13 protein-coding genes are annotated in these 11,900 nt (G+C 39.9%); 2 read left to right on the top strand and 11 right to left on the bottom strand.

Going from position 1 to position 11,900, the window contains the following annotated elements; translation table 11 throughout:
• Position 1: 1 nt before the first annotated feature.
• Positions 2–826, bottom strand: coding sequence for a DUF692 domain-containing protein (locus H5183_RS13235; RefSeq protein WP_145241663.1), 825 nt, complete (start codon positions 824–826; stop codon positions 2–4).
• 117 nt (positions 827–943) lie between these two features.
• Positions 944–1,459, bottom strand: coding sequence for a hypothetical protein (locus H5183_RS13230; protein ID WP_182731896.1), 516 nt, complete (start codon positions 1,457–1,459; stop codon positions 944–946).
• A gap of 208 nt (positions 1,460–1,667) precedes the next feature.
• Here H5183_RS13230 and H5183_RS13225 point away from each other — a divergent pair, with 208 nt between their 5' ends.
• Positions 1,668–2,624, top strand: coding sequence for a tRNA-dihydrouridine synthase (locus H5183_RS13225; protein WP_182731895.1), 957 nt, complete (start codon positions 1,668–1,670; stop codon positions 2,622–2,624).
• Positions 2,625–2,695: 71 nt separating this feature from the next.
• Complete coding sequence (locus H5183_RS13220; protein WP_145241572.1) at positions 2,696–3,040, top strand: TraR/DksA C4-type zinc finger protein; 345 nt, start codon at positions 2,696–2,698, stop codon at positions 3,038–3,040.
• A 16-nt stretch (positions 3,041–3,056) separates the two neighbouring features.
• Here the strand turns inward: H5183_RS13220 and H5183_RS13215 are convergent, their stop codons facing one another.
• The 9 genes from H5183_RS13215 to pyrC form a co-directional block, all read right to left on the bottom strand.
• A complete protein-coding gene (locus H5183_RS13215) occupies positions 3,057–4,109 on the bottom strand; it encodes a hypothetical protein (protein WP_182731894.1) in 1,053 nt (350 codons plus the stop codon).
• A 62-nt stretch (positions 4,110–4,171) separates the two neighbouring features.
• Entirely contained in the window at positions 4,172–5,431 is a 1,260-nt protein-coding gene (locus H5183_RS13210) for a hypothetical protein (protein ID WP_145241568.1), read from the bottom strand.
• An 11-nt stretch (positions 5,432–5,442) separates the two neighbouring features.
• The gene (locus H5183_RS13205) at positions 5,443–6,060 is read right to left on the bottom strand and encodes an energy transducer TonB (protein WP_145241566.1); all 618 of its coding nucleotides are present in this window, start codon (positions 6,058–6,060) and stop codon (positions 5,443–5,445) included.
• The gene (locus tag H5183_RS13200) at positions 6,060–6,464 is read right to left on the bottom strand and encodes a biopolymer transporter ExbD (RefSeq protein ID WP_054205753.1); all 405 of its coding nucleotides are present in this window, start codon (positions 6,462–6,464) and stop codon (positions 6,060–6,062) included. Before H5183_RS13200 ends, H5183_RS13205 begins: the two co-directional genes overlap by 1 nt.
• Before the next feature lie 14 nt (positions 6,465–6,478).
• On the bottom strand, positions 6,479–7,003 hold the full coding sequence (locus tag H5183_RS13195; RefSeq protein ID WP_145241564.1) for a MotA/TolQ/ExbB proton channel family protein: 525 nt from the start codon (positions 7,001–7,003) through the stop codon (positions 6,479–6,481).
• Entirely contained in the window at positions 7,003–8,367 is a 1,365-nt protein-coding gene (locus H5183_RS13190) for a MotA/TolQ/ExbB proton channel family protein (protein ID WP_145241562.1), read from the bottom strand. The genes H5183_RS13195 and H5183_RS13190 overlap by 1 nt, the downstream gene beginning before the upstream one ends.
• A gap of 6 nt (positions 8,368–8,373) precedes the next feature.
• Complete coding sequence (locus H5183_RS13185) at positions 8,374–9,144, bottom strand: DUF3450 domain-containing protein (RefSeq protein ID WP_145241560.1); 771 nt, start codon at positions 9,142–9,144, stop codon at positions 8,374–8,376.
• 1,062 nt (positions 9,145–10,206) lie between these two features.
• On the bottom strand, positions 10,207–10,416 hold the full coding sequence (locus H5183_RS13180; RefSeq protein WP_145241558.1) for a cold-shock protein: 210 nt from the start codon (positions 10,414–10,416) through the stop codon (positions 10,207–10,209).
• A gap of 322 nt (positions 10,417–10,738) precedes the next feature.
• A complete protein-coding gene (pyrC, locus tag H5183_RS13175; RefSeq protein WP_145241556.1) occupies positions 10,739–11,791 on the bottom strand; it encodes a dihydroorotase in 1,053 nt (350 codons plus the stop codon).
• Positions 11,792–11,900 lie beyond the last annotated feature (109 nt).

Genomic DNA, 11,900 nt, shown 5'->3' with positions numbered 1-11,900 from the left:
ATCAGGCACTTTCTTTACGCTGTATTATTGCGTGCTTGGCTTGTAGTTGATGAATTATATCCAGCTCTTTGGTAAGCTCAGCGATAGCTGGAATATTAAAATCACGTTCCAATAAAGTCGCAAACACTCCATGATGTTGATAAGCACGATCAAGTAATTGCCAAACAGGGTCAATCACGTCAGCGCCGTGAGTATCAATAAGTAAATCATCCGCCTCATTGAAATGCCCTGCGACATGACCATATGCTATACGTTGCGATGGCAAGCTAGCTAGAAAATGTTCTGCATCATAACCATGATTTATCGAATTCACATAAATATTATTTACATCGAGTAATAACTTACAATCAGCTTGCTGTAATATTTCAGTGGTAAATTCTAACTCGCTCATTTGCTGACCAGGTGCGGCATAATAAGACACATTTTCGATAGCTATTTGCTGCTCGAGAATATCTTGCACCTGTTTTATCCGCCCAACAACATGGGCAATCGCAGCTTCAGTAAATGGGATCGGCATCAGATCATACATGTGGCCGCTGCCGGAACAATAACTAAGGTGCTCACTAAAAAGCTTAACATTATGTGCTTTGAAAAAGACTTTTAATGCTTTAACAAATTCAATATCTAACGGTTCAGGAGAGCCGATGGATAATGACAAGCCATGACAAACAAAATTATTTGTATCGGTCAGTGACTTAAACTGCTTAGCAAAGCGACCACCGAGTTTTAACCAGTTCTCAGGCGCCACTTCCATAAAATCAATTTGCTTTGGTATCTGCATCAGCAATTCATCGAGCATTTCTCTACGCAGCCCAAGCCCTACCATGCCAAATTCACTGTTACTAGATACAGTCATATCAACTCCTTCATTTAAAAGGGCCACAATGCGGCCCTTTTATAAACATACTACTTAGCTAAAGTGCAGGTTACTTAACTTATCTAATTAATGGCTACCGCATTTGCCTTCTTTTTTAGCTTTAGCATCGCCGCCGCACTTACCTTCTTTGTTAGCTTTATCGTGTTTAGCGTCGCCGCCACATTTTCCTTCGCCGCACTTACCTTCTTTTTTTGCTTTATCGTGTTTAGCATCGCCGCCGCATTTGCCTTCGCCGCACTTTCCTTCTTTTTTAGCTTTGTCATGTTTAGCATCGCCACCGCATTTGCCTTCGCCGCACTTGCCTTCTTTTTTAGCTTTGTCATGTTTAGCATCGCCACCGCATTTGCCTTCGCCGCACTTGCCTTCTTTTTTAGCTTTGTCGTGTTTGGCATCGCCACCACATTTGCCTTCGCCGCACTTACCTTCGCCACATTTTCCTTCTGTCGCGTCGACTTGGTAGCCCGTTACCATTTGTTGAAATTCAAACGGATTCGCTTGAACATCTGCAGAAATAAAACTTGTGCTACCTACTACTACCGCGCCTAATGTTAACGCGATTGAATTTTTTTTAAGTGTATTCATTTTATGACTCTCTCTAAACATACAAAGGTTGTACTAAGTAGACCTTGCTACAAAAATAATATTTCATTTAATCACATATTTTTATTTATTATTGATGATAACGCTACAAAGGAGTACAAAACTGGAGTTAACTATGGGAGTAAAATTGGCATTTATCAATGTTACAGGTAAAATACGCCTCCTTATGTAAAGTCAAAGTGCCCCTATCATGAAATTAGTTTTAGCGCCTATGGAAGGGGTTGTCGATTTTAAAATGCGTCAACTACTCACCGAAATTGGCGGTTTTGATTTATGCGTCACTGAATTTGTTCGTGTTATTGATGCCTGCCTGCCTGATAAAGTATTTCATCGCTATTGCCCAGAGCTAAATAATAACGGTTTCACTCGTTCAGGCACTCCTGTGCGTATCCAATTACTTGGCCAAGTTGCACACGCATTGGCTGAAAACGCAATCAAGGTAATAGAGCTTGGCTCTCACGGCGTTGATCTTAATTTTGGTTGCCCTGCTAAAACAGTCAATCGCAGTAAAGGCGGCGCCGTACTACTAAAAGATCCTGAACACATGTATGAAATCATTAAAGCAGTCCGTGATGCCGTGCCAAGCGAGCATCAAGTAAGCGCTAAAATTCGTTTAGGTTTTGATGATGACAGTAACAGTCAAGAAATTGTTGATGCCGTTGTCAGTGCCGGTGCCAATAGTATTGCCATACATGCCCGTACAAAGCGAGACGGTTATAACCCGCCCGCTTACTGGGAGAAGATTCCACCACTGATCAAAGATAAAAACATCTCCGTGGTCGCAAATGGTGAAATTTGGCAAGTAAAAGATGCACTACTTTGCCAGCAACGTAGTGGTTGCACAGACTTAATGCTTGGTCGCGGTGCATTATCGCATCCTGATTTAGCACGTAAAATAAAAGCACACTTTAATGATGAGCACTATGATGGCCTGCAGTGGGAGCATATTCTCTATCATCTGATCCATTCAGCCATACATCATGACCCAGCGAAAGATGAAAAGTATTTTGCTTCTCGTACTAAACAGTGGCTAGGCTATTTAAAGCGCCAATATAGCCAGGCCGATACTTTATTCGATGAGATCAGGCGCCTTAAAACAAAAGAAGATGTTGCAGGTGTTTTGAAAAAATATGCTATCGCACCTTAATTTGACACACATCATAGTCGGCTTTTTTAAATTAATGAATACTGCAGCATTGCTCAACGAGGACAATGACAATGATCAATGCTCAACATCACCTTCTAAGACTTAATACAGAGTTAGAGCAAGTAAGGCAGTGCTTGCTTACGACACTATCAAGCTCAAGTAACAAATCGCATCACTCGCTAGCTGAAACCTTGCACAAAAATAACCCTGAACAATGGTTAGAGCTTACGCAAAAGCAACTTGGCACTGAATATAAAGATATCATAGTACGCTTAGAACAACTTGAAGCGGCGGTCTGCCAAATCGATATCGGCCAATATGGTTATTGCTGTGACTGTGAAGAAAAAATTGACTCGCAACGGCTGAATGCCGATCCAACAGCGCAGCGCTGTGGCAACTGCGAGCCAAGGCTATAAAAATCAGCAAGCGGACTTACGAAGTTGTTAAAAGTGTTGCAAACGCAAAACTTTGCGCCGGATAAAAAATGATATCAGCCACTAAATAATCGACTTGTTGTGGCGTCATTTTCAGCCGTTTAAGCAAATTAACTTTCGCTTGTTGGACAGTCCAAGCATGGTAATGTATGCCAAGATCGGTTTCCATCATAGCTAACCAAAAAGTACGCTCTTCATTACTTAGTCCTGTTGCAGCTTGCCCAGCATAGCCTATCAGACTCTGATAATCTTGTGCCCAATCAAAGCCAACAAGCTTTTTATTAGACAATGCAAAACGCTGTGCAAGCACGGAATAGCGATGATCAACTGCTACATGGATAGAATATGCTTCTTGCTGCATTTCCTTCAACTGAGATTGTACTGCTACTAGCCAATTTATTGGTGCTTTAGTGACGCCTGAGAAGTAATTTAACTTACTTTGATACCAAGACCCACCATTTGATATGCCATGTAAACCAACACTACCTCGGGGTGTATAGAGAGCTAAATAATCATTAAATTCAGTTAGAGTGTGTTTAAGATTTTCTGGAAGATCAACGCGAGCAAGATTTTTAGTTACCTGCGCTTGTAAGGCATTAAGCTCGATTGAGTTGAGTCTAAGTTTGCTCTCTTTAGCAAGTATTAACTGCTGCTGGGTAAAACTAAGCCAATTGTTTATGTTTGCAGTAATATCGTGTTGCTGGTTATAGGCAAGCATGTTATCGAGCACAGGAATATACACCGGCCACGTAAAGTAACGCTGCGGAAAACGCTCTGCAATAATGAGGTAATCCAATGTGCGCTGAGCGACAGGAGTTAATTCAAGGGTTTGCATTGCTTGATATATGCTGTGGCGCTCTTTTAAATACGCATCACTGAATGGAAACTGTTGCTCGTTAACTGGTTTAATTTCACCTGTTGGTCTTAAAAATTGATTTAGTGTTTGCAACGCTTGCTGAGCTTGCTCTTTACTTTGATACTGATTATTCGTATCACCACATGCGCTCAAGAAAAGCGCTAAGAAGCATATCCATATTAGGTGTTTTATCATGAGTTAATCCAATAAAAAAAGCCCCATAGGGGCTTTTTATAAATTGCTATAGCGAATTAAAGTTAAATCTTAACACCGTTGCGAGCGGCTTTATCTTTAATAAATACAGACCAACCTTTCGCAAACTTACGCGTGCGAGGGTCATCCATTGCTTTAGTAATTGCAGCATAAGCTTGCTTATACTTTTCTTGATAGTAATAAGCTTCCGCTAAATCTGAATAAATAGTTCCTTTCTTATCAGAACCAAATTCAAGCGCCTTGTTCAGACGAACAACGGCAGCACTATAATTTTGCGATTGTAAAAGTAATGAACCTGCTTTGCGATAAAGCTCAGCATCGTCATCAAATTTTGCCGCTTCTTCATAGTACTTAGCTGCTTTTGCAATATCTTTTGAGCGATGGTAGTTACTTGCCACTGCACTGATATTTTGTTTATTACGCTTCACAATCTTATCATCGATAGACTTCTCTAAAACCTTAGCGGCTTTATAAGGGATCTCATTCAATGAATAGAAGTTAGACAAAACTTTATAATCAACTTCAGTTTCAAAATAACCGTTTTTGTAAGCTACTTCCATCGTCGCAAGACCAGTTTTGTAGTCTTCCGTCTGAAGGTAGTATTTACCTAAACTTACCCATGCTTTTTTATCATCTGGCCAGATACGAACAATTTCTTCACCAATTTTAACCATATTTTTATAGTCTTTAAGTTCAAAATAAGAACCTAATTTTAATTGGTAAGGGCCTTTATTAGGCTCTTTTTGAAGTTTAATTGCTTTATCTGCAGGTGCAAAAACATCTTTGAACTTTTGTAACTGGTAATTAGCTTGGGCTATACGAGTATAAACCGTTGCATCTTCTTCACCAGTAAAGTCCATCCATGCAACATAAGCATCTTTGGCTTTTTCATACTGCTCAGTACCAGCATACATATCGCCTAATGTTTTTAAACTTTGTTCTTGATCGGCAAAGTTCAAAACATCAGGGGCAACAGCTAATTTTAAGTAACCAATCGCAGTTTTGTACTGCTCTTTCTGGCCATACATACTACCTAAATAGCGATTAACTGTTGCTTTGTCGAAATCATCAGAAGCATCGATCTCTTTCAACATGGCAATTGCTTCGTCTAGCTTTTCTTCGTTATATAAGTCAAACGCTTTTATAACTTTTTTACCAGTGCGCTCACCCATGATTCTAGTTTTTGCTTTCTTCCGCGCTTCAATTTTCGCGGGATCTGGCGCTGCTAGAACCGGTGCAGTAAATACTGCACCCGAGAAAGACATAAGTACCGCAAGTGCTGTTACTTTAGATAAATTTCTCATTACTTGCCTCCTTAATTGCCTTGGTTAATTTTAAAGTCTAGCTGAACTTGTAAGCCAACTTGCTTTTGTGGCTTACCGTCAATAATTTTAGGACGGTATTTCCACTTGCTCAAGGCGCGTTTAGCTTCTCTATCGAAAATACGTTTAGGGTCTGCGTCGATTACTTCAACATCAGTAACCCCACCCAATTCATCGATTGAGAATGAAAGTTGTACCCAACCTTCTTTGCCATCACGTGCTGCTTGTGTTGGATATTTTGGTTCAATACGAACGATTGGTGTCGCATCACCGTCTCGTCCGAATGCCCCTGGACCACTTAGACCACCTGCCGAACTTCCCACATTAATGCTTGGCATGTTAAATGACATAGCACCTGGATTTGGGTTGTTGTTTTCCGGCTGTGGCGGCTGCGGTTTAGGCGGCTGCTTTGGCGGTGGAGGCGGCGGAGGCGGTACTCGCTTCCGTTCCTGCACCTTAGATTCAGGCGGATTCGTCATAATTTCGACTATGATCTGCTCTTTTTGTTCCGTATTACGGTCAGCCCCACCAGAGATGAGGAAGGCCATGAAGTAGAACAAGCCGAAAGTAACTGCCCCACCTGCAATCAGTGAAAACAGAAAACGAATCATTACTGATCTCCAGCTATTGAAATTCTCAGGTTGTCGCCCGTCGCTTTGATCTGGTCCATAACTTTAACCACTACGCCGTGTTTTGCATCTTTGTCAGCTTGCAAAATTACAACTTCAGTAGGTTGTTCTGCTAATAAACTTTCAATTTTTGCTGAAACACGTTCAACATCAACTTGCTGTTTATCAATCCAGATTTCGCCGTTGTCACGAATTGCAATAAAAATGTTAGCATTTTTTTGCTTCGTAGCTTGGGCCGCTTTTGGTTTATTGACCTCGATACCAGCCTCTTTAACGAACGATGTAGTTACGATAAAGAAAATAAGCATGATAAATACGATGTCAAGCATCGGTGTCATATCTACCGTTGCATCTTCTTCTTCACGAAAACGTTGTTTACGTGCCATATTTAATTCTCTCTCTAGTGATGAGGCATACTATCAACAAGCTTGGCTTTCACCATTCTCGCTCTTGCCTCAAGGCGTGAGCTAAAGAATACTCCAGATAATGCCGCAACCATTCCAGCCATTGTTGGGATTGTTGCCATTGAAATACCTGATGCCATTAAACGTGCATTACCTGTACCTTGGCTTGCCATGGTTTCAAAAACCGCGATCATGCCTGTTACTGTACCAAGTAAGCCAATTAAAGGACAAACAGCTACTAATGTTTTAATCAACAACATACGCTGATCTAATTTTTCAGACGCTTCAGAAATCCATGCTTCACGGATTCTGTGTGCGTACCAAGACGTAGTGTCTTGGCGGGCATCCCACTTTGCTACAATTTCCGACGATAAACGAGGAAATTCTGCAAGTAAGAACCAATAGCGCTCAATCATTAAAACCCACATAAGAAAGAGTGCTATCGCGACCACGTATAAAACCTGGCCGCCTGTGCCAACAAAATCCCTGATAGATTCCCAGATCTCCATCAGGACTAGCATTAGGCTTTCTCCTTCTCCGCGTGAGTAGCAATAATACCTGCGCTTTGCTCATCAAGGATGTGTAATACCGACTTACTACGACCCGCAACAACAGCGTGAAGAAGAATAAGTGGTAGTGCAGCAATTAGACCTAGCGCAGTAGTTACAAGTGCTAGAGAGATGTTACCTGCCATGATCTTCGGATCACCTGTACCGAACAATGTGATTGTTTGGAACGTTAAGATCATACCGATTACCGTACCTAGTAGACCAAGTAACGGGGCGATTGCAGCAAGGATTTTAATGATATTGATACCAGCTTCAATGCGTGGCGTTTCACGAAGAATCGCTTCATCAAGTTTAAGCTCAAGGTTTTCAACATCTTGCGATTTATTGTCATGATACACTTTAAGAATACGACCCAGTGGGTTATTTGTATTCGGTGTAGACACGTTTTTAAGCTGGCTATTAATCTTACTACGAGTAAGTGTAAGGTCAATAAAGCGTACTAGTGTGATTAAGATACCTAAACCTAATAACGCAGTAATGATGTAACCAACTACGCCACCTTGGTGGAAGTATTCATCAAGTGTCGCTTTTTGTGTATTGATACGTAAGATAGCACCACGAGTCGGATCCACGTATACACCAGCATAGTTATCAGAAGACGTATTTTCTAAGTCTTTAATACCAGCAAGGATGTAACCATCAGGCTGTTTACCTAAAGGCTGAATTGATTTAGTTTCAGGCGAATAGATTAAGTAGCCATCGTCTGTTACTAAGTTGAAGTTACCGATACGTGTTACTTTCTTAACTGTCGCGTTACCGTCAAGACCTGCAACTTCAGTTTCGAATGTTGAAACTTTAGCTGACTCAGTCATTTCAGTTTGTAGTGAAATCCAAAGCTCTTCAAGTTCACGAACTGTTGGTAGTTCTTTAGCAGCAGCTAATGAACGTAAGATTTCAGCACGGCCAGGTTTTTCAGCAGAAACAAGTGATGCTTCGATTGAACCAATTGCATCTTGCGCAGCACGACGTACAACACCAAACATTTCACCCAACGTACCTTGTGCGCTTTGAAGAGCAGCCTCTTTCTCAGCTAAAGTATTTTCGTTTTGTGCATATTCTTTAGTTAAACGATCGCCACGAGCTTTTTCAGCAGCTAATTGGCTTTTTGCTTTATTAAGTAACGCTTGCTTATCAGCACGATCTGATAAGAATTCTTGCTCACGTTGCTTATTGATTTTGCCTTCAGATATACGCTCTTGCTTTACTTGCTCAAGAATTTTATCTAAAGCAGTGGTATTTGCATGTGCATTAAGCGCGGTACCTGCAGAAACAGATAGTACTGCTGCAACAGCAAAACCTTTAAATAGTTTCTTCATTATTGATTACTCCGCGCCAAAGATTGGTAGTTTAACAAGTTCTAATGTCGCTTGCTTACGCGCCATACGAATAACTTCTTTAACAGGTTTTAGGTATTCATCACCTAATTCTTTCCACTGTTTAGTATTGTTATCCCATACCCATGCGTGCTTTAAGTCAAACGATTGAGCAACGTAAGTGATACGACCAAGTTGGCCGAAATCAACGTTAATGCTCTTGCCATCAACTTCTAAAGTACCTTGTGAAGCAGCTACTAAAGAGCTATATGCAGCTTCGATAGTGTACGCTTCTAACACTTGACGGAACTTCTCTGAAGTAGTAACAGAAGAAGAAACCATTGTTTCACGTAATCTTTCAACACGCGCCAAACGATTGTCACTGTTAAACGGAACGTCCGCTTTGATGAATTGCTCGAGCGTATCGATCATGCGATACATCAAAGGCACAACGTTTTGTTTTGTGTTGTCGATCGTAGCGATTTGACGGTCAAACGATTCAATTGACGCGTTTTGGTCAGCGACCAAACGGGCAACGTGATCGTTGTATACTTTTAATAGCTCAGATTCATCAACAACGCTACGGTACTCAGCTAATAGCTCTTGAGTTTGACCATATACATTGTCAATTTTAGTTTGAGACTTAACCGCAGCCGTTTGAATTTGTAGACCTGCTTTTTGCACGTCATTCAAAGGATCTGCAATCACATTGCTGCTTGCGAATGCAAAAGCGCCAACCAACGCAGTTGCTACAAGACTCTTTCTGATTTTAACAGACATAGTTCCCAACCAATTAAGTAATGTTACTTTTATAATTTAATTACCTCCCGAAGGAGACAACCCTGATATCTTTTAATAGATATCAACCCTCCAATAATGCTAAATGCAATGCACGCTGTCAACTTGATGTTTGGAATTAACCATAAATAAATTAATTCAATCATTGCAAACTAAAACACAAAAAACAAAGGATTAACATAAATGTAACAGAGGTGGATTTTCATATAGGATGAAAGCCGCTTACTAACAACAGTTTTACCTCCCTTAATGAAAGAGAAAACATTAATGTAACATTTTATGTGTAATCAAGCAGGGTTAAAAAAAGTTCATAATAATTTCGAATAAGCGTAATCATTCAGTAAAAAAGCCTTTTTATGCAGCAATAACCTAGGTGTTTCGTACAAAAAACAAGCGCCCGACCTTTAAAAGAAAACGTAGCCGCAATTTTACAAACAGAAGTTATATTTGTTTTTTTATCTACAAGACTTAAAGGCGCACTGTAAATGTTACCAATATATTCGAAATAATAACGCTATATACCCAATTTCTTTTATACCGATTACTAACCGTGCCAAACTTGTCTATGAACAATCAGAGGTAAAATAGCATTATCTAATTAAATACTAATTTATACCAATCGTGTTAAGTTACTGACCATTTATAGCGACATATAAATACAGTGATAACAAGGCGTAACTTTTGACATGTAATTGTTCTACTTGAAAAAATTATAACGCAGTTAGCGCTTTATTTAGCTCGCTAGAATGGTTAAATATTTAAGTCGATTGGTATTAATTAAAAACATCATCGTTATTGGTGTTGAGTAGCTGACTAACTGTATACAGTTGGTATAAAAAGTTTATTGAGGGACGCAAAGATGTACACCGCTTGTATTGAGCAGCATTTGGTCTAGTGAAATAGCATTCAGAATTTAGTGTATATTTATTGAATTTAAAAAGTAGCGGTAGAAAGTTTATTTTAAAAAAGAATTTGATGAGGGGGAAATTATGGTGAAACAGAGTCCTGTTTCACCAAGTTGAACCTAGGTTCACATAATAAAAATTATGCTAATTCTACGTTCTCAGCTTCAGGGCCTTTTTGGCCTTGCTTGATGCCGAAAGACACTTGTTGGCCTTCGCTTAGAGTGCGAAAACCTGAGCCTGTAATAGCGCTGAAATGTACGAATACGTCAGGACCATTTTCTTGTTCAATAAAACCGAAACCTTTAGCTTCGTTGAAGAACTTAACTTTACCAGTAACCGTGTTTGACATACCAAATTTTCCTGTAAGTCAATAATTAAAATTCAGCCAGATTGGCTATATCCTCCCTGAGTGAATGCCCAATAAATCGCTGGGATAAAGTACAGGAAGAAGTAATAACCATTAACCGGAAACCTTACACGCCGCACATTAACCAAAAAATTCAATACGCAAAAACTCAAAGCAAGTTAAGGTTAACACAATATAATTGTTTTAGCTCTATTAATTCAGAATTATTTTAATGCTTTTAACATCAACTCAATAAAACTGTTCAAGTGATTAATTTTAATACAAAAAGCACACCTTTCTCAGCTGTGCTTTACTTACTCTATGGTTATTTGATCAGCCAATCAATTGTACTTTCGGCTTTAATTGGCACCACGTGATCATTTCCTAATGGGTAACTTGCTGGCACTGTCCATGGTTGCTTTATAAGGGTAACAGTATCTGCATTACGTGCTAAACCATAAAAGTCTGGACCAAAATGACTTGCAAAGCCTTCAAGCTTATCAAGCGCTCCGGCCTCCTCAAATGCTTCAGCGTATAACTCAAGTGCAGCATGAGCGGTGTATGCACCGGCACATCCACATGCGGCTTCTTTTTTATCTTTATAATGCGGCGCCGAATCTGTACCTAAGAAAAACTTAGCACTGCCACTGGTCGCAGCACTAATAAGTGCTTGTTGGTGTGTATTACGCTTTAATATTGGTAAACAGTAGTAATGTGGGCGGATCCCTCCCGCTAACATATGATTACGGTTATACAATAAATGATGTGCAGTAATGGTTGCAGCCACATTATCAGAGGCATTATTTACAAAATCAACGGCATCTTTAGTGGTGATGTGTTCAAGCACAATTTTTAAATCTGGGAAGTCTTGTACAACATCCACTAAAATAGTTTCTAAGAATACTTTTTCACGATCAAATATATCAATCGATGAATCTGTCACTTCACCATGGATCAGCAATAACATACCGACTTCTTGCATGGCTTTTAATGCTGGGTAAATCTTTTTAATTGATGTTACACCAGAATCAGAATTTGTTGTCGCACCTGCTGGATACACTTTAGCAGCAACAATTTTACCAGTTGCATGTGCTTTTTTAATCTCATCCGCGCTCGTATTATCTGTTAGATAAAGCACCATTAATGGCTCAAAATTTCCTTGTGGCCCTGCCGCCATAATACGGTCGCGATACGCTAAAGCAGTTTCAGTACAGGTTGCCGGAGGAACTAAGTTTGGCATAATAATAGCGCGTCCCATATAGCGGCTAATATCACGCACTGTATCTTTTAGTTGATCCCCATCACGTAAATGAACATGCCAGTCATCTGGACGAGTGATAGTTAACGTTGACTGAGTGTCGAAGGCTTGCTTTGTCATTACTTGTTTCCTCGGCTGAATTTAGTTGATCATATGCATATGCCCTATCTGAGTAAAGATTTTATTGCGGTTTTTCCTGATGCTTTTTATCAACAGATAGAATGAAAAC

Source organism: Pseudoalteromonas sp. SR44-8, assembly GCF_014163635.1.
GTDB classification, from domain to species: Bacteria; Pseudomonadota; Gammaproteobacteria; order Enterobacterales; family Alteromonadaceae; genus Pseudoalteromonas; species Pseudoalteromonas rhizosphaerae.
This window is presented reverse-complemented; position numbering and strand designations above follow the sequence as displayed.

Bases quoted from the DNA above. Each gene is read 5' to 3' on its own strand.
- H5183_RS13235 (WP_145241663.1), bottom strand. From the start codon at position 826: ATGGTAGGGCTTGGGCTGCGTAGAGAAATGCTCGATGAATTGCTGATG.
- H5183_RS13230 (WP_182731896.1), bottom strand. From the start codon at position 1,459: ATGAATACACTTAAAAAAAATTCAATCGCGTTAACATTAGGCGCGGTA.
- H5183_RS13225 (WP_182731895.1), top strand. From the start codon at position 1,668: ATGAAATTAGTTTTAGCGCCTATGGAAGGGGTTGTCGATTTTAAAATG.
- H5183_RS13220 (WP_145241572.1), top strand. From the start codon at position 2,696: ATGATCAATGCTCAACATCACCTTCTAAGACTTAATACAGAGTTAGAG.
- H5183_RS13215 (WP_182731894.1), bottom strand. From the start codon at position 4,109: ATGATAAAACACCTAATATGGATATGCTTCTTAGCGCTTTTCTTGAGC.
- H5183_RS13210 (WP_145241568.1), bottom strand. From the start codon at position 5,431: ATGAGAAATTTATCTAAAGTAACAGCACTTGCGGTACTTATGTCTTTC.
- H5183_RS13205 (WP_145241566.1), bottom strand. From the start codon at position 6,060: ATGATTCGTTTTCTGTTTTCACTGATTGCAGGTGGGGCAGTTACTTTC.
- H5183_RS13200 (WP_054205753.1), bottom strand. From the start codon at position 6,464: ATGGCACGTAAACAACGTTTTCGTGAAGAAGAAGATGCAACGGTAGAT.
- H5183_RS13195 (WP_145241564.1), bottom strand. From the start codon at position 7,003: ATGCTAGTCCTGATGGAGATCTGGGAATCTATCAGGGATTTTGTTGGC.
- H5183_RS13190 (WP_145241562.1), bottom strand. From the start codon at position 8,367: ATGAAGAAACTATTTAAAGGTTTTGCTGTTGCAGCAGTACTATCTGTT.
- H5183_RS13185 (WP_145241560.1), bottom strand. From the start codon at position 9,144: ATGTCTGTTAAAATCAGAAAGAGTCTTGTAGCAACTGCGTTGGTTGGC.
- H5183_RS13180 (WP_145241558.1), bottom strand. From the start codon at position 10,416: ATGTCAAACACGGTTACTGGTAAAGTTAAGTTCTTCAACGAAGCTAAA.
- pyrC (WP_145241556.1), bottom strand. From the start codon at position 11,791: ATGACAAAGCAAGCCTTCGACACTCAGTCAACGTTAACTATCACTCGT.